Origin of the sequence: Pseudomonas sp. FSL W5-0203 (genome assembly GCF_001896155.1) — a bacterium.
Classification (GTDB): domain Bacteria; phylum Pseudomonadota; class Gammaproteobacteria; order Pseudomonadales; family Pseudomonadaceae; genus Aquipseudomonas; species Aquipseudomonas paracarnis.
On the sequence record NZ_MPOR01000033.1, the window covers coordinates 42617 to 59390 of the forward strand.

The window sequence follows — 16774 nt, forward strand, 5'->3', positions numbered from 1 at the left end:
ATCCCCTTGCCCCAGCTTGCCGATCACCGCAGCCGCCCCTGGTCAGTGTTCCTGATCTTCCTGCGCCTGGGCCTCACCTCTTTCGGCGGGCCGATTGCGCACCTGGGCTATTTTCGCCAAGAGTTCGTCACCCGCCGCCGCTGGCTCAGCGAGCGCAGCTATGCCGAACTGGTCGCCCTGTGCCAGTTCCTCCCCGGCCCGGCCAGCAGCCAGGTCGGTATCGCGTTGGGCCTGTCCCAAGCAGGTTACCGGGGCGCGGCGGCAGCCTGGGCCGGGTTCACCTTGCCGTCGGCCATCGCCCTGATTCTGTTTGCCCTGGGGCTGGCCCACTACGGCGGCGCCCTCCCCCATGGCGCGCTGCACGGCCTCAAGGTTGTCGCCGTGGCGGTGGTGGCCCAGGCCGTATGGGGCATGGCACGCAACCTGTGCCGAGGCGTTTTACGGGTGACGTTGATGTTGATCGCCGCCTGCGTGGTGCTGCTGCAACCCTCCGCCTGGGCTCAAGTCGGGGTCATGGTGGTCGCAGGCGTGGCCGGCCTGCTGTTGTTCAAGCCCGAGAGCAGTGCCGAGCCCGACGCCCTGCCCATCGCCATCAGCCGCCGCACCGGAGCCCTGTGGTTGATGCTGTTTTTGCTGTTGCTGGTGGCCTTGCCACTCCTCGCCGCATGGGCGCTCAACCCCACGCTGGCGCTGGTGGACGCCTTCTACCGCACCGGCGCGCTGGTATTCGGCGGCGGCCACGTGGTGTTGCCATTGCTGCAAGCCGAAGTGGTGCCCAGCCAATGGGTCAGCAATGACGTCTTCCTCGCCGGTTACGGCGCCACCCAGGCCGTGCCCGGCCCGCTGTTCACCTTCGCCGCCTTCCTCGGCGCCTCGATGACCCACGCCCCGAGCGGTTGGCTTGGCGGGGTGATCGCGCTGCTGGCGATCTTCGTCCCGTCGTTTCTGCTGATCTTCGGCGCCTTGCCCTTCTGGGCCAACCTGCGCAAAAGCCCGCGTACCCAGGCGGCGCTCGCCGGGGTGAACGCGGCGGTGGTTGGCCTGTTGTTGGCGGCGCTGTACCAGCCGGTGTGGAGCAGTGCGGTTTTCAACGGCTATGACGTGGCGTTGGCGTTGCTCGCACTGATCGCGCTGATGGTGTGGAAGCTGCCGCCATGGCTGGTGGTGATAGGTTGCGGCGCACTGGGCGGCTTACTGGGCTAGCGCAGGCCTGTGTGGAGGATGATCGTTAACACCCGCCCCCATCAGAGATTCAATGAAAGCCCGAATGACGAGAGCGGCAATTGCGTTCGACCTGTTCCGTCATGCCAAGAGCACGGCATCTGCTGTCGTTACTCCACCTCCCAAAGTAGCAAGCACACTTCTCCCTGCTCACCATCACTAAAGTCTTTTTTCGAGTCTGGCGCGGCCCAAAAGGGCATATCCTCAAACCAGTAGGCCCACTGGGTCTGAAGGTCTGTTTCTACATCACTGCACAACAACATTAGCTGAACCTTGCGAACCCCTTGTGCAACGGCGCCTTGGAGTTTTGCCCGATCTTCTGTGATTTTGGCTTTCCATTTGTTTTGCGTATAGGCATGCACCAACGACGTTTCCACCAACCAGGTTGTGCCATCCTTCGCCGAAATCGCGATGTCACCCAATTGGCCAGATGCGTGGCCAGTAAAGTGTGTCCTGTAGCCAGGTTTGGGATTGCACTCGAACGCTAGAGCGGTAAACGCGCTGAATTGTTCCCAGTTGAACCACTCTTCAAACGAGTAGCCGGTGCCTGCAAAGCGCGTGATGTCACGGGCCTTGGGCCTGAAGTGGTCTTCCAGAATCTGAGCGAGATCGCCTAGGGTCATGTGCATCGTCCTTGTATTGCCAATGGGGTAACACCCAGCGTGCGCCTAAAGGTGCCGCCTTGTGGAACCCATTAACTATTTTGTAAGGCGCGGCACACAGCCGCTACCTCATAGGTCGGAAAGAACCAGGCCCCAAAAGATTATTGGCGTGGTAGATCAGTTCACCGCCGCCTTGCTCAACCGCACCAGTCCGAGGATGGCTTCGCTTAGGCTGGTCGCGCCTTTGTTGCTTTGGGTCAGCACCACATCCACATTGGTTCCGTCACGCTTGGCCATCGTCAGCTTTTTATTCATTAGACCGCTGATGGTCACGTCGGCAATATCGGCAAGTGCCACGCGGTGCGACTCCTTGAATTGCAGGCGCACGTATACGTACTCAAGATCAACCAGTACGCCCTTGTCGCCAGAGCCGAACACTGTTTCGTCGAAGAAGAACACCACCTCGCCCTTGGCAATGTTCAACGCGTTCTTGGATTCGAAGGTCAGGACCTTCTTCGTCGGCAAGTCCGGCGCCACATAGAACTTGTGATCGGCGTTGGACCTGAAACCTTGGGCGGCAGTCGCCACGGTCAACCCGCAGCCGCCGCGTTTCGCTGAGCCTGGTAGTACAGGTGTAACAACCGATAGCGCGCTTGCCTGCGTCTCGCGCGCCACGATTTTCTCGATCACTCGCTCACAGTGTTCATCGAAACGTTCATAATTGATAAATTGCGCATAGCGCTCGATGTCCGGGCGACTGGCGCTGAAACTTTCCACAGTGCTGAGGTCGCACTTGCGCAATTGCTCCTGGATCAGAGCTTGCTTTTCCTTGAGCAGGCCGCCCATACCGAAGTACTCCACAACACCATCGAGTCGCCCTTGATCACCCCCAAACTTTCGTAGCAGGATCGGATAGATACGCTCGTTGTAGGGATAAGCGCTGATCGCCTTGACCGCCGACGGCAACACGGCCTCGTCGGGGATCAGGCCTTTTTCAATATTCTCGGTAATCGCCTGGGACTTTCTGATCTCGTCCTTTGAATAGCTGTGCAACTTACCGGGCGAATCGGCATTGATGGCATCGAGGGTCGCAAGGTAGGCCGCATTAACGATATTGCTGGCACCGTCTGCGAACGCCTTGACCGTTGCCGGGCGCTTGAAAATCTCGTCTTTCTTAAACGAATCGCCGAGTGCGCTGACCCCTTTGGCCATCAGGTTGAATACCCCATGACCAATATTGGACATCAGGTTTTTGGCGTCGGCATCGTATACCGCCTTCTCTGAACCATAGCCTACCCATTGGCGACGACCACGGCGACGATTGGTGCGATGCGCATCCACCTCGGCTGAACGCTCGACAATGGCTTCGTATTGCTCGGCCAATACGCCGAAATCTTCATCCCATGAGTCGTAGCGCTGCATGAACGCGTCGTAGAAGCGCTCTTCGTCGATATCGTAGATCCCGTGGGCCACGGTGAGCTTGATACTTTGGCCTATTGCCTGGAGGCGGATCTTATCTGCTAGATCATCGCCGCCTTCGTAGAGGCTATCCAGGTTGGAAAACAGATCGTAAAAGCCCGCATTGATTTTCTGCGACCACGTCGCGGCAATCGTCGAGAATGCTTGCCTGACCTGGTTTGTATCAAGCTTGCTTTGCGGTGTCTCAAGGGTGTGGCCGTAAAGTTCAATCGGCTGAATGCTTGCATCCATTGCGTGTCACCGTTCCAAGATCGCGGGTAGAAGGAGGGAGTAAGTCAGCTTCATCAAAGGCAAGGTGCAGCCCTCAATAAAGGTAGCACAGAGCCACTATATGATACCTGTATTACTCCCCGTCCCCTTTTCCGCGCTGCGTCTTAACTGGCCGGCATTGGGGCTCAGCCCGGCTCGACAATCTTGAGCCACGGCCAACGCGCCTGATAACTCCTGGCCTTGTGCAAAAACAGCGCCGGCTCCGGATGCAAAGGGTTGATACGCAACACCCCCTGCTCCACGTCCTCCAAACCATATGGCGCATACACCTCGCCCGAGGCAATATCCAGCGCAATGCACGTACCCGCCACCAGGTAACGGTCAACCCCCTGCCGAGCCGAATGCAACTGCGGGTAAGGCCGGCCAAACCGCTGACCATACCAAAGGTGCACCCGCGCCTGATTCCTGACCTCCACATTCACCCCCAGGTCTTGGAATAGCACCTGCGCCGCACGAATTACCGCGTCTTCCGCCTCGTAGGACAGGTCCTCGTCAAAGTAAAAAACGTCGTAGTCCTTCACGCCCTGAGCCGCCGGCAGATTCGCCTGATGGTTCCACACCGCCTGGAACAAACAGCCCGCCGTGAGCATGCACTGCTGGACACCAAGCTCCGGCAGGCGCGCAGTGATTTGCGCGTTGATAGGATTGGCCATGGCCAATTCGAGCAAGGTGTCGACAGTCAATGTCATGTTCAGTCCTCCATCGTCAGCGCCAACCATAACACCTGAATATGGCACTCCTGTAGGAGCAAGCTTGCCCGCCAAGCGCCCTGCCCTGGCTGATGATTATCCCTTCACACAATAGCTCGGCCACTCGCCGCGTCTTCCTAATCCACGTAAAACGACTCGGCGAGTTGGATGTTGATGAAGTGGGGCGGGGGGTTACCGTGCGGTTGCCGGCAGCTCCTGGCACCACTTGATAGAACGCAGCGCTTCCTCGGCAGGCACAAGCGCGTAGCGCGAGTAAAACATTGTTCCGCTGAAACGACGGCCGTCGACTTCGCCCAAGGTCTGCCCATCCTTGTAGTCAGAGGTGCTGAGTTGATCGGCGATGTAATACACCTTGCCATTCTCGACGGTGATATCGAAACGCTGGTTAACCATACCGCTGATGATCGGTGGCGAGGTGGAGGCAACGCTGTGCTTGCCGGCGGGAATGCCGGCCTTGAAAAAACTACCGGAAGGCAAGCTGCCGACGGTGCGGCCATCGACCTGAATAGTCGGGGCGACCCCGCCACCGATGCTCGCCGCCGTGCGATAAAAGTAAACCGTGGCCTCATCCGCACGAGGTTCAGCCGGTGACGTGAAGAACGGTTGGCCTTTGAGGTCCGGACCGCTGATGCAACCGGTCAGTGAGGCCAGGGCTGCGAACAGGCCGACCCAGAGTAGCGTAGAGCGCTTCATGCATGAATTCCTTGAACGGGGATCAGTGGGCGTCGGGGTCGATGACTGTCACCGGTACCGACTTCAAATCGTGCACAACCCTTTACCGAAGTCAGTGGCATCAGAACTCGGCCAAGGCACAAAACCGCTCTTCGGCGTCAGATTCACGATGTTCCGGTCCTTGAGCATCGGGTACTTGCGCTTGAGCGCCTGCACCGTGTCATCGGCATTGTTCACGTTTGACAGGCAAAAGCGCAGGGCATCGACGCGCAGATCACCGATATAGAGAGTTTCCCCGGCCTTCACCGAGAAAACCGCAGGCACCGGGCGCGGCATCGACTTACCCGCGTAATACACGTAATGCCACTGCGTGTACTCATACTCACCCGGTGGCACTTCATACATGAAGTAATGGCCCAGCACAGAGGGGGATGGCTGATCATCTTCATTGCCCAGCGTCGTCAGCAGTAATACGGTGCCCGGGGCTCCCTGTTGCTTGATCTCAACCACCAGCCCATGGGGCTGCATCATCGGAAAGCTCTCACCAACCGAACCCACGATGATCGCCTTACTTGGGTCCGGTGCGTGCTTGCCGTCGTAGCGTGACGTCGCGCAGCCGGAGAGAAGGGTCGCGCAAAGTGCGACTGCGCCCCAGACGAGATGTTTACTGCTGACTTTCCCTAGCATTGGTTTTTTTCCGATCAGTAATCTTGCAGTTCGTAGAGCCCACCCGAACGAACCAAACGTTCGCACATCTGGTGCTTCGTTGCTGGCTCGTCGGCATCTATTGTCCAGCTACCCGCACCTTGATAACAACCCACTACTGTAGGAGCGAGCTTGCTCGCGAAAAACCCAAACGATCACGCAGCGCCTGAAGGCAAAATCCGATTCCCCTGCCGCACCTTGCTCCATTGCCTACGCCTGCGTCAGAATCCGCCGGCTTGTGCGCTGGGGTGGCCGTCTCTAAGGTGGCTCGGTCGCTGAATTGTTCAGTGATTCGGGTTTAGTAGCCTGAGCTTGGGTATCTATTAGTGCATGAGTTTCATCAATCAGACAGTGCGTCTGTGCTTGATGGTGGCTGTGCGTAGGGCGTCTTCGGGCGCGCCGGCTTTAGATATCCACCGGTCTACTAACCTGCGTACAGCTGCCACCCACTGTTTAGTAGCGGAAAGGTGGTGGCATCACTCAGGATGTCTACTCATGCCAAAAGCAGATTCAACAACGCTCTTCACCGTCGCCCCCAACACCAGCAACGAAACCCTCATCACCAACAGCTACGAAACCTTCACCAGCGTCAGCACCCTGCTGCTCGACCTGTCCGAAGACCTCAACGGCAAACACCGCGACATCGCCCTGGCGATCCACCAACTGAGCGAACTGGGCGTACTCCTCACCGCCAGACTCCTTGACCGCGAAGCGCCCTGCCCTGGCTGATGATCAGCTCTTCAATTCATTAGATCGATGATCTCGTCGCGTCGTTGTAAGCCACATACAACGACTCGACGATTTGGCGCTTGATGGCTTTGGTGGATTCAGCCTCAGCACAAAGCCCTCTGCGATGACGAGAGCGACGACTGCTTTAAAAGTGCGCTTGTACTTTCGCTGGCTCGAAACTGATGGGCGATGAGTTTCCTAATCCGCTCAAGTACTAGCTGGCTTCGCGATGCGGTATCCTAACCAACTCGTTAAACAAGGAAGAATAATGCGCTCGTCGTCATTTCTGTCGTATCTCAAACTCCCAGCTGTTCTGCTGATTGCCGGTCTCACAACCGCTTGTTCCAACTACCACTACAAGGATTACCAAGGCGATTGGGCACCGGAGTTGATGACGCCATATGACCTGTCCAATAACGCGGCCAATGCGCCAGTGGTGTATTTCGCCACCACCCGTTTTCGCGGATTGGGAGTAAAATTCCATCGATTGCTGCTGGCCACGCATGTGGACGACCAACTACTAGAGGGTTCCGGGCGGCGCTCAATCCTTGACGTTTCCGGCAAGCAGGCACTGCGCTTGACCCCAGGCAAACACTCCTTGAGCTGGTGTTGGGTATCGATGAATGCCTTGGGTACCGGTGGCGCCAAGTGCGGCTTCGGTGCTCGCGATGTGGAATTCCGCGCAGGCCAGCGATATGTCGTGGACTTCACCACCCGCGACGACATCAATGGGCCCCCGGGGCGTCAGGTCTCGACCATTACTATCGAATCCGAGATTCGAAATCTGGACACCCATGAAGTGATCTATCCGGTGAGAGGTATTGCAGAGCTGGAGAAGGAATAACGATTGCGACGATCACCGTCACAAACTGAGTTGGGCGGTGATCGAATGCTACGAGGCAAAGGAGAGCATCCGACGCTAACCCGCCCTCAACGAAGGGCAGCAATCGGCCAGAAGCAGTCATCCCGTGATCACTCTACAACCTCTACGCGCAGTATCAGCCAAAAGAGCATCAACGCAGTGAGGAACAATACGGTGTGAACGGTTTATAAAATGCTCTATTGCACAAGCGCGCGGATGGGGATGGATAAGCTGGCATATTTGAGGGTGTGCTGCTGAAAGCCGACGCGATTTTTGCAGAGAAACTCCCTGAAGAGCGGTTTAGATGCCTATTGAGCTGACCGTCGGGTCGTTGTTCGCCGCAATCCGACTTCTGGGCACTTTGCGTGAGACCAGCGTGATGGTTCAGCCTCCAGATGATTCTGCATCGCACAAAAGCTCCAGCAATTCATTCGCCAGGGCCGCCGCTTCTTGTCGATAGTCGGTATTCCAGCGGCTCGACCAGTTAATAGGCTTTCCCTCATCCTCCCACTGCGCCAATGCAAGCCAGTTGAGTATTTCCAGCTCGAACCAAATACGCTGCCAGGCGACGGCGTCCTGGACTGACGCTGTGTCTTTCCACTGGAATTCTGTTTGCGCGACAAATGCCGCCCATGCGAACACATCTTCTGAGGCTCGCTCGCCGAGCGTTCGGAAGTATTTCGCGCTAGCCAATTAACGATTCCTTGTAGTCGTGCACCTGTCTAGTAAATGTCCATCCCCGGATACAGAGCTTCAGGTGGATGATAATCGGGGTCCTCAAACCTACTGTTCTGGTAATAGGTTTGGGCCGTCGGTCCATCACCGTTGTAGGTCACCTGCGGATTCGGCGTGAGATGCCAACCGTTTCCTTCTGTGTCGCGCTCAATCAGCGATGCGTACACCCTACAGCTGCCTGATGAGCCGGATGTTAGCCTGAACTGGTAATAGAGTCCGGCTTGGGGAGTAAACTTCGTCGAGATGTGGCAGGAGCGAGTGCGTGACCCCTCCCAGAAAAGATCCACCTGCGTTTCGATACCGGGTCGGATCCGCGTTTCGTAATAGTCCCATGTGAGGTCTTGCCCTGCCTTGGGCATGCCCACGTCTTGTGTATGGGTGAACGGCAGGAGGCCGGTGCGAACAGCGCCGCCCGAACGTTTACCGTTTTCGTATTGGTAAACTTCGGCATGTTGCGTGTAGTCGACGATACGTACCCAGGCAGGATTGGGCTCGTTTTCGGGCGCGGTGAAGTAGTTGGTGTGGGGCAAATACTGACAACCTGCGAACAACGGCAGCGTCAGGAAACAGAGGGTACGGCGAATAGACATAAAACAGTCCTTTACGGGATTGTTGTACAGACCACAGAACTGCAGGTGAATTTCAAGGCTGGCTCCACTCTGAAGCAAAGTCAGCCGCCATCTGTGTGTTTCGGTGGGGGCGATGGCAAGGTGTCGGCCTCAAAAGAGGTGATTAACAGCATCAGGGCCACCAGTGCACAGGCGAGCCCGGAAACCATCATTGCCACATGAAACCCGTGCTCCATCGCGGGAACAAAAAGTGTAGAAACAATCAGCGAGTCACTTGATGCCACACCATGAGCAATCACATACCGCGCAATCTCAGGCGCTTTGGCTACCCCTTGATCACGCAGCGCGGCAGCTAGCACTCGTGACGCCTCGCTGCTCATGAGCGTGCCCAAAAAGGCGACGCCGATTGTCATGCCCATCTGACGCAACGCGTTCATCGTGGTAGAGGCCACCCCCATACGATCAATCGGTGCGGCGGTCATAACCGCCATGCTGGTGGCAGGTACTGCGAGACCGGCTCCGAGCCCCAGAAGCCCGAACAGGGTGCCCACAATCCAATAAGGGGTATGTGCTGTGAAGGTCACCATGGTAGACATCGCCAGCGCCGTCACGCCATAACCGGCCACCAGAAGTCTTCGCGATGTCATCACTGCGCTCAAGCGCCCGTACAAAATCGACACGCAGCCGGTGACCAGAAACTGCGGCATCATTCGCCAACCCGTTTCAACCACTGACAAGCCTTGAATCGTCTGTAAATAGATCGAGAAGAAGAACAGGCAGCTGTAGTACGAAAAACCCAGGGTAAAAGAGGCCAGGTTGACCACGGCAAACGAACGCCTGCGAAACAGCGAAAGTGGCAATAACGGTCGATCTACACACCGCTCTACAAACATAAACAAAATAAACACCACCAGGGCAACTGCCAGCGCCGCTATGGGTATCAAAGAGTTCAAGCCCGGCTGGCCGATACTGATGAGCCCATAAGTCAGGCTGGCAAGACACACGACGCTGAGCACTTGCCCTGCCGGATCCAGCGCTGTGCGCGCTTGCTGTTTGTGCTCCCTGATCCCCCAGATGCCCAGGCCTATGGCAATCATCCCAAGAGGCAGGTTGATAACAAAAATACTCTGCCAACCTATGCCATGGAGCAACAAGCCACCCAGCAATGGCCCCAGGATAAGCGCCAATGCGCTGAACGCCGACCAGCCACCAATGACGTGAGCACGCTCTTCAGCGTCTGGAAATGCATGGCTGAGAATTGGCAGGGCACCCGGGATCAGAAGCGCACCGGCGACTCCCTGCACCGCCCTCCCGAACAGCAGTAAATCCAGGTTGGATGCCATAGCGCAAACTGCTGAGCCGACAGTAAACACCCCTACACCTGCCAGCCAGGCCCGCTTATGCCCATAACGATCGGCGATTGGCCCCGAAGACAGCATGAAGGCTGACAAACAGATCGTGTATGCATTGACGACCCATTGAAGACCGGAAATATCCGTTTGCAACGCGTCTTGCAGTGTCGGTAGTGCCACGTTCACGACGCTGATATCCAGCGTAGCGAGAAACGTGCCGAGGTAGGCTGCACATAGCGCCGCTACGCGGGGAAAGCGGCGGGTGACCGGGTTATCTGAGGCGGAGCGATCAATGTTCATGCCTCATGATATTTGCCGACTGACCGTCGGTCAATGGATCATTCCAACTTTTTCCCACCTCGATTGGTTCCCTCCTTTACACTGATTTCCTTTGACGAATTGTTTGAAACGAGACGATGAAAACCAAAGCCCCCGTAAAAGCTCCGGCGACAGAACGTGCTCCCAAGCCCCGGACCAAACCCGCCGAAGTACGTCTGGATGAACTGATGGCGGCAGCCGAGAAGCTTTTTCTAGCTCAGGGGGTCGAGGCCACCACGATCAACGAGATCGTTGAGTCAGCTCAAGTGGCCAAGGGCACGTTTTATCACTACTTTTCTTCCAAGAACGAAATGCTTGACGCTCTGGCCGTGCGCTATACCGAGCGCTTCATGCTCAGCCTGGACAATGCAATGGCGCGCTGCGCTGCCGATGACTGGGAAGAGCGTCTTCGCGCCTGGATTCACGCCAACATCGAAACCTACGTCAAGACATATCGTATCCACGATATCGTCTACGTGAACCACCACCATCATGATCGTGCCAACGGCTCGAAGAACGCTATTCTCGAGCAATTGCTTGCGATTATTGAAGGGGGCAAGCTGGCCGGCAATTGGGCGCCAGAACATCCGAACGTTGTGGCATTGCTCATTTATGCGGGCGTCCATGGCGCGACTGATAACATCATCGCCGCTAATACCGAGGACTTCGCCCCGTTTGCCCATGCCGTTGCTGATGCTTGCCTGCTGATGTTACCCAACGGCGTCAAACAAGCCTGATCGGAGGCGGTGCTTCGGCCAGAAGCAGACGCTCGCCAGTATATTTTGGTGCCTTATCGTTCTACTTGGCGTTGCCTCAGGATATCGGTGGCTGAAGGGAGCTACCATGTGCCTCGTAACCGACCGGGGCACATGAAATGCTCAGGCTTGCCTGGCTGGAAAGGCGCTCACCTGGCGCTATGCATACGTCCCCCCGACATCTCACGCCTGTAGGCGCGAGCTTGCTCGCGAAAACCCCATCAGCCCTCCAACTCGCCAGCCCGATAAATCGCAGTGTGATTGTGAGCCACCCACGCCCTCGACGGTTTGGTTTGTTAGGATCTTTACAGGTAGGTCGACTGACTTAAGTGGACGGTTACGCTGACATTTTCGCATGATCGGAAAAGCGTACGACAACGGTATACCAAGGAAGCTGCTTATGCGCAGACGTCACCTAGGAGCCATCCGCCACATCCAAATCAGTGATCCATTGCCATTGCCGCCTGTGCCGCAAAAAACACGACTGCATCGCTTCTTGCGGCAGGGCGAGTTTGCCGAAATCAGGCCTTGTGTCACTCATGCGAAATTGGCCCTCACTTGACCACTCGTTTGCATCGCATTTGACCAGCCATTTTCAACGGAGTGACCAGCACGAGTCGTGGTCATTGACGGCCACGAATTGCCATCAGCCCTAGATTACAACCGCATTGCCGATGGCCGCGATTGGACGCATACCACGACACGCGTTGCAGGGAATCATCCAGATCGCTCAATTTATCAGCTGTGACATCCTCGCCGGCCGAAAGCAGAAAGTGTAGTATCTGCGACCGATCAATCCGCTGATCTCTGATACCCAATATGCATGCAGCCAACAGAACATCGAACCGCTATGACGGTAAACACGTTGTAATTGTGCATGGTTATACTGCCTCGCCCAATGTGAACTGGTTTCCTTGGTTGGCGGAGGTGCTACGGGAGCAAGGCGCGCAAGTTAGCATTCCAGCTATGCCTGATTCGTTCAATCCTGATCCAATAAAATGGGCATTGGCGTTGCAGCAATCACTGCCAGCAGCTGACACAAACACGATCCTCATAGGGCATAGTCTTGGATGCATCGCTGCTCTACGGCACTTGTTGTCCTTACCCGCACACACCCTAACTGGCGGAGTCTTGCTGGTCTCCGGCTTCGATAGAACGGTGTCTACGTTGCCAGAGCTACACGCCTTCACAGATGCACCGCTGGACCACGCGGAAGTTTGCCGTCGTACACAGAAAATCATCTCGCTGTTTTCCGACAACGATTCAATTGTTGAGCCGGCAGCATCTATCGAACTGTCCCGCAACCTCAAAGCCGAGCAAGAAGTCGTTAGTGGTGGGGGACATTTTCTCGACCGCGAGGGATTTATACAGTTTCCAGAAATATGTACGGTTATTGCGAGGCTTCTTGGGCACGAGACACAGATTTAGCCGCTGGCGTATCCACGGGACACGCACTCGTTACTACTATGTCTCGGCGAAGTTCACGCTCCAAGCCGGACGCTATTACCAATTCATGCTGACATCCGGTTCGGGCGGGACATGTACGTTGTATCCGTCGCTGATCGAACGCGACAAAGATGGGACCGGATGGCATCTGACTCCCAATTCTGAGGTGACGTACGAAGGCGAGGGGCCTACTGCCAAAATGCATTACAACAATAGTCGTTTTGAAGATCCCGATTACCACCCACCTGCGGATCTTTATCCTGGCATCGATGTTAACTGAAGGGCGTGTGATTCACGCCTAGCCGATGGCTGCCACTTACGGATCAATGTCAGGGGATATTTTATGGGTGCCAGGACGTACTGGCTCAGCGAGAGCGAACAAGCGTCGGAGAATCTCTTTGCATGGTCGGCTTTTGTCGCGCAAACCATCGCGCAAATTCTGCACTGAACCATCCACGAAAGGTTCGAACGAATCCAAGCCCAAGCCGTTCTGGTCTCGGCGTGTAAAAGACGCAATGGCAGTTTCGGATCGGACGCTGCCTAGGGCATTAGGCAACCTTGACAGCTTTAAGTGCAACGTCGAGCTGCGATCTGGCATTCGACTCATAGCGGCAGGCGAGCAGTCAAATTACCGAACTCTACAATGTCCGAAACGGATTCCTTCTGAGGCCTTGAGGGCTGCAACGTCTTGCGAGCGATCATCGGAAGGGGCTCCTCTTGATCAGTTGCGGTTCTCACTCGTCTTTTAACGCCGAGTCAGGAACAGGCCCGGTAGCTGCTCTAGCTACCATGTAATCCGATCAATTTCCTCTTGGTTCATCGCACGCCAATCAGTCTGGTGGATACCGTAATCAGCTTGAGCGTACTCAAGTGCCTCCTCCAGCGAAAGCATCAGATGGTCCCCTTCAATCTGCTGGCTGGTGTAATCAATGAAGCGAATCTCCATATAAACCGGTGGTTCGTCCTCACCCTCAACCTCGAGACCAAACAGCACGATAGCCGTAACACTGGGGCGATACTCACAAATGCACCGCACCTTGGCAAAGAGGTACAAGGGGGGCTTTTTCATATAGGGACTCCTTCACTGCTCAAGTGGTGCATGGGGTACAAGCGACAGCACAGGGTCGGTTGCAGCCTATCTCTACCGGCAGCTGACGACCCACAGGCGTCAGCAACCAGAGTCAGAGCGGAGGCCGGGGCTCGCGTCGTATAGCCATCGCGTTCCTGGCTACCACACCAAGATGGGAAATATATCGTGCCGCGTACTCACGACATAAGACTCCAATCCATTTTTCTCAGGATGGATTTGCAAGATCATTTGCGTACTGAAGGTGATGGTGAAAACCCCAAAACTATCAATTGAAAAAGCTTCTACATCGTGGTTTAGAAAGTCGAAAAGTAAAGGGCTTGTGGCAGCATCTTCACCATGCCCCCACTTGCATACCCTATTGATATCACAAGCGAATGGGCACTGAATTAACACGCTAGCCATATCGCCAAAAAGCAGGATCTGCGAACCGATCCCGACAGTTACACCTGTTAGCGCGGAAGGAATCATTTCGGCCAAATCTGAATCATTTATCATCGTGCCGTGCTCTTTTCATACAGGTGGTTGTTGAAGAAGCATAGGCCTGAATCGGCTCTCATTTAGTAGGCAGATCATATAACCATTTGTTAGCGCGGCCACCCAGGCTGACCGTCCGACGTTAGCGGAAGCGGCTTGGGTGACGTCAGCTTTTGGCCGAAAACGGTACTTGGATGAATGACCGCTTTTGGCCGATTTCTGCCGTTCGTGCAGGCCAGCAATCGCAAACCCGATGCCCAGAGCTAACCCCCCGGTATCTGATACACAACCGAATCATATTTTTCCGCCGTCCGCCTTTCGATGACGACTCCCCCCAGAGCTTCAGCAATACGTCGACTCGCACGGTTCTGCATCGCAACAGGGTAAATGAAGTGCTTTGCTGCCACCCACTGGCTAGCCCATTGAACAACCGCCCGCACCGCTTCCCCCCCAAAGCCCAACCCATGTTTATCTTCACGGATCCAGATCCCCAACTCCGGTGTTTCACTGGCGGTATGGTGCAGCCCGACCAAGCCAGTAAAACGAGCACCTACCAACTCCCTGACCGTGAACACGATGTCGCTGCCATCCGCTATCGCAGGCAGCCACCGCCCCCAGACTTGCGCGTACTCTTCCAGCGAGGCAGGCGGTTCCCAGGACATGTAGCGAGTCAAAGACGGTGTGATACAAGCGAAAGACTCAACAGCGTCTTGCTCGCAGAAGGGCTCGATGCTCAGGCGTTGCGAGAGAATGCGGATTGCGTGGGTGTCCACTGGCATGGCCATTTCCTTCCTGGGGGCCGTTACTCCATGTATGCCGTGAACATATCATGCGGGTCGCGTCATCAGTATCAGGCTCTCTATACTGAGCCCCCAGGATGGTAGCTAGAGCACCCAATATGCCCGTCGCACCCAATCAAAATTCCCCCATCACTTTGGCCCCAGTTCAACAAAGCGACTTGGATAATCTGGTAGCCATTCGAATCGAGGCCATGCGCGATAGTCTGGAGCGTGTTGGGCGATTTGATCCAGCCCGTGCGCGGGAGCGGTTTGTTGGCGGCTTTGAAGCTCGCGACACACGCTATATCGAGGCGTCTGGAGAGAGGGTGGGTTTCGTAGTGGTCAAACATCACCCCAATGAACTCTTGCTCGACCACTTGTATGTAAGGCCGAGCGCGCAAGGGTCAGGGGTAGGGTCTGCTGTTCTCTCTCAGATTTTCAAAGAGGCGGATGCGGCTGCGCTTCCCATTAAAGTGGGGGCTCTCAAAGAAAGCGCTTCAAATCGCTTTTATACACGCCATGGCTTCCAGTTCATCGAAAGCAGTGAATTCGACAATTATTATGTTCGTCAGCCTATTCCAGCGATTGGCGCTCATTCCGGAACCATGGGCTGACTGGTACTAGCCCTTCAGTTCACCAGCCCGATTGCTCGCCGCGTCGTCATACGCCACATACAGCGACTCTGCGATTTGGCTTTTGATCGCCTTGGTGGCCTCCAAACCCAGCACAAAACCCTCGGCTTTACCGCCAGCACGGTTGAGTTCTTCATGGGTGGAGGCGCCAGTAATAGCGTCAAGCAGCTTGGCGGCGTGGGGGCCGACGCCTTTGGGGAGGGAGATCTGGTCGATGGACATTATCGCTACCTTGAAAAATGGAGTTCGGGAGCGAGTGAAACCACTGCCGGGGCTGGCATGGTAGACCTGTTTGCCATGAAAGGGGTCGCTTTACGCGCAGCGGCGCTATTCTTTGCGGCTACGCAGTGAGATGGGGCCATTGGTAAATCTGGAGGGGTTGATGGAGTATTGCGTTGAGGGCTACTGCCTTCGGCCATTGGCATGTGACGATTTCGAGCGGATCAGCCGTTACGAACGCGTCAATCGCAAGCATCTGCAACCCTGGGAGCCGCTCAGGGACGAGGAATACTTCACCACGGGCAACGCCAAGGCCAGGGTCGAGCAGCAGGTCAACAATATGCAGGCTGGCAACGCTCTATGTTTCCTCTTGCTTGAACCCGAGAGCGGAGAGGTTCTAGCGCGGTGTAACTACACGAACATTGTGAGGGGCGTTTTTCAGGCCTGTCATCTCGGCTTTTCGTTGGCGGAATCTGCCCAGGGCCGTGGCCTGATGAAAAGAACACTTCAGGTCACTAACCGTCATTGCTTTGAGCAGTTGGGTCTTCACCGGATCATGGCCAATCATTTGCCCCGTAATGTGCGAAGTGAACGAATTCTGGAGTCGCTGGGGTTTGAGAAGGAAGGACATGCGCGGGCCTATCTGAAAATCGCTGGCGTTTGGGAGGACCATACGTTGAGATCGTTGATCAACCCTGAACAATAAGCGCCCCACCCCACTCAGGAAAAAGCTGATGTCTACCGAGCCCCTCTGCCTGGTTTTCGTACCCGCCCTGGCCGCCGTGCTGACCGCCGCCGAATCGAAAAAAGGCGCACCTCTCAGCGAAGTCGAAGTGTGCAATATCCGCGACCAGGCCACTTGCATTGCGGTAACCTTCTCCACCGCGTTGGCGATGGAACAAGAACGGGGTTACCCGGATATCGTTGCCGAGGATTGCTGGAATGAGTGGCAACGGTTGCGTCCTTCGCTTCAATAGCGCCCGCTCTGATCAGCATAGGTATCTACACAACTCTGTAGCGCTCAACGGTAACCACGATGCGAAGCGAGCCGCTGTTGATCTTGATCTTGATCTGCTTTTGATCTCAGGCGCCCCGTTAAACCACGCTGGCCGAACGCAGGCTTGAATTCGTGGGTAACCCGGCAGGACGCCGGGT

Annotated in this window: 20 protein-coding genes; 8 read left to right on the forward strand and 12 right to left on the reverse strand. The window is 55.9% G+C overall.

The window, feature by feature from the left end:
• The first annotated feature begins 6 nt into the window (after positions 1-6).
• Entirely contained in the window at positions 7-1203 is a 1197-nt protein-coding gene (chrA, locus tag BOP96_RS22915) for a chromate efflux transporter (RefSeq protein ID WP_073454112.1), read from the forward strand.
• A 128-nt stretch (positions 1204-1331) separates the two neighbouring features.
• Here the strand turns inward: chrA and BOP96_RS22920 are convergent, their stop codons facing one another.
• The 5 genes from BOP96_RS22920 to BOP96_RS22940 all read right to left on the reverse strand — a co-directional run bounded on the left by BOP96_RS22920 (position 1332) and on the right by BOP96_RS22940 (position 5641).
• Complete coding sequence (locus tag BOP96_RS22920) at positions 1332-1844, reverse strand: hypothetical protein (protein ID WP_060767750.1); 513 nt, start codon at positions 1842-1844, stop codon at positions 1332-1334.
• A 156-nt stretch (positions 1845-2000) separates the two neighbouring features.
• A complete protein-coding gene (locus BOP96_RS22925; RefSeq protein ID WP_073454114.1) occupies positions 2001-3533 on the reverse strand; it encodes a hypothetical protein in 1533 nt (510 codons plus the stop codon).
• Between the two features lie 164 nt (positions 3534-3697).
• Entirely contained in the window at positions 3698-4261 is a 564-nt protein-coding gene (locus tag BOP96_RS22930; RefSeq protein ID WP_073454115.1) for a nucleotidyltransferase family protein, read from the reverse strand.
• 192 nt (positions 4262-4453) lie between these two features.
• On the reverse strand, positions 4454-4975 hold the full coding sequence (locus BOP96_RS22935) for a DUF2846 domain-containing protein (RefSeq protein ID WP_058410026.1): 522 nt from the start codon (positions 4973-4975) through the stop codon (positions 4454-4456).
• Between the two features lie 63 nt (positions 4976-5038).
• A complete protein-coding gene (locus BOP96_RS22940) occupies positions 5039-5641 on the reverse strand; it encodes a hypothetical protein (protein ID WP_073454117.1) in 603 nt (200 codons plus the stop codon).
• 513 nt (positions 5642-6154) lie between these two features.
• Between BOP96_RS22940 and BOP96_RS22945 the strand changes: the two genes are divergently transcribed.
• On the forward strand, positions 6155-6388 hold the full coding sequence (locus BOP96_RS22945) for a DUF6124 family protein (RefSeq protein ID WP_072433770.1): 234 nt from the start codon (positions 6155-6157) through the stop codon (positions 6386-6388).
• Between the two features lie 268 nt (positions 6389-6656).
• Positions 6657-7232, forward strand: coding sequence for a hypothetical protein (locus BOP96_RS22950; protein WP_003192617.1), 576 nt, complete (start codon positions 6657-6659; stop codon positions 7230-7232).
• 402 nt (positions 7233-7634) lie between these two features.
• Here the strand turns inward: BOP96_RS22950 and BOP96_RS22955 are convergent, their stop codons facing one another.
• The 3 genes from BOP96_RS22955 to BOP96_RS22965 form a co-directional block, all read right to left on the reverse strand.
• A complete protein-coding gene (locus BOP96_RS22955; protein ID WP_073454119.1) occupies positions 7635-7943 on the reverse strand; it encodes a hypothetical protein in 309 nt (102 codons plus the stop codon).
• 29 nt (positions 7944-7972) lie between these two features.
• A complete protein-coding gene (locus BOP96_RS22960; RefSeq protein WP_003192635.1) occupies positions 7973-8575 on the reverse strand; it encodes a hypothetical protein in 603 nt (200 codons plus the stop codon).
• Positions 8576-8655: 80 nt separating this feature from the next.
• On the reverse strand, positions 8656-10206 hold the full coding sequence (locus tag BOP96_RS22965; RefSeq protein ID WP_060767752.1) for an MFS transporter: 1551 nt from the start codon (positions 10204-10206) through the stop codon (positions 8656-8658).
• A 116-nt stretch (positions 10207-10322) separates the two neighbouring features.
• On the opposite strand from BOP96_RS22965, the gene BOP96_RS22970 reads away from it, so the two are divergent.
• Together BOP96_RS22970 and BOP96_RS22975 are read left to right on the forward strand one after the other, a co-directional pair.
• On the forward strand, positions 10323-10961 hold the full coding sequence (locus BOP96_RS22970) for a TetR/AcrR family transcriptional regulator (RefSeq protein WP_003192639.1): 639 nt from the start codon (positions 10323-10325) through the stop codon (positions 10959-10961).
• 837 nt (positions 10962-11798) lie between these two features.
• Positions 11799-12407, forward strand: a complete 609-nt coding sequence (locus BOP96_RS22975) for an RBBP9/YdeN family alpha/beta hydrolase (RefSeq protein WP_073454122.1) — start codon at positions 11799-11801, stop codon at positions 12405-12407.
• Positions 12408-13209: 802 nt separating this feature from the next.
• Here the strand turns inward: BOP96_RS22975 and BOP96_RS30180 are convergent.
• The 3 genes from BOP96_RS30180 to BOP96_RS22995 form a co-directional block, all read right to left on the reverse strand.
• On the reverse strand, positions 13210-13494 hold the full coding sequence (locus tag BOP96_RS30180; protein ID WP_032900782.1) for a hypothetical protein: 285 nt from the start codon (positions 13492-13494) through the stop codon (positions 13210-13212).
• A gap of 159 nt (positions 13495-13653) precedes the next feature.
• On the reverse strand, positions 13654-14010 hold the full coding sequence (locus BOP96_RS22990; protein ID WP_003192646.1) for a hypothetical protein: 357 nt from the start codon (positions 14008-14010) through the stop codon (positions 13654-13656).
• A gap of 242 nt (positions 14011-14252) precedes the next feature.
• Positions 14253-14768, reverse strand: a complete 516-nt coding sequence (locus BOP96_RS22995; RefSeq protein ID WP_058410963.1) for a GNAT family N-acetyltransferase — start codon at positions 14766-14768, stop codon at positions 14253-14255.
• A gap of 119 nt (positions 14769-14887) precedes the next feature.
• Between BOP96_RS22995 and BOP96_RS23000 the strand changes: the two genes are divergently transcribed.
• On the forward strand, positions 14888-15382 hold the full coding sequence (locus BOP96_RS23000) for a GNAT family N-acetyltransferase (RefSeq protein WP_058410962.1): 495 nt from the start codon (positions 14888-14890) through the stop codon (positions 15380-15382).
• 6 nt (positions 15383-15388) lie between these two features.
• Here BOP96_RS23000 and BOP96_RS23005 read toward each other — a convergent pair whose 3' ends face one another.
• Entirely contained in the window at positions 15389-15622 is a 234-nt protein-coding gene (locus BOP96_RS23005; RefSeq protein WP_003192651.1) for a hypothetical protein, read from the reverse strand.
• A 160-nt stretch (positions 15623-15782) separates the two neighbouring features.
• Between BOP96_RS23005 and BOP96_RS23010 the strand changes: the two genes are divergently transcribed.
• Both BOP96_RS23010 and BOP96_RS23015 read left to right on the forward strand, forming a co-directional pair.
• Complete coding sequence (locus BOP96_RS23010) at positions 15783-16325, forward strand: GNAT family N-acetyltransferase (protein ID WP_058410961.1); 543 nt, start codon at positions 15783-15785, stop codon at positions 16323-16325.
• Positions 16326-16353: 28 nt separating this feature from the next.
• Positions 16354-16596 (forward strand): hypothetical protein, encoded by a 243-nt coding sequence (locus tag BOP96_RS23015; protein WP_057700787.1) that lies wholly within the window; start codon positions 16354-16356, stop codon positions 16594-16596.
• Positions 16597-16774 lie beyond the last annotated feature (178 nt).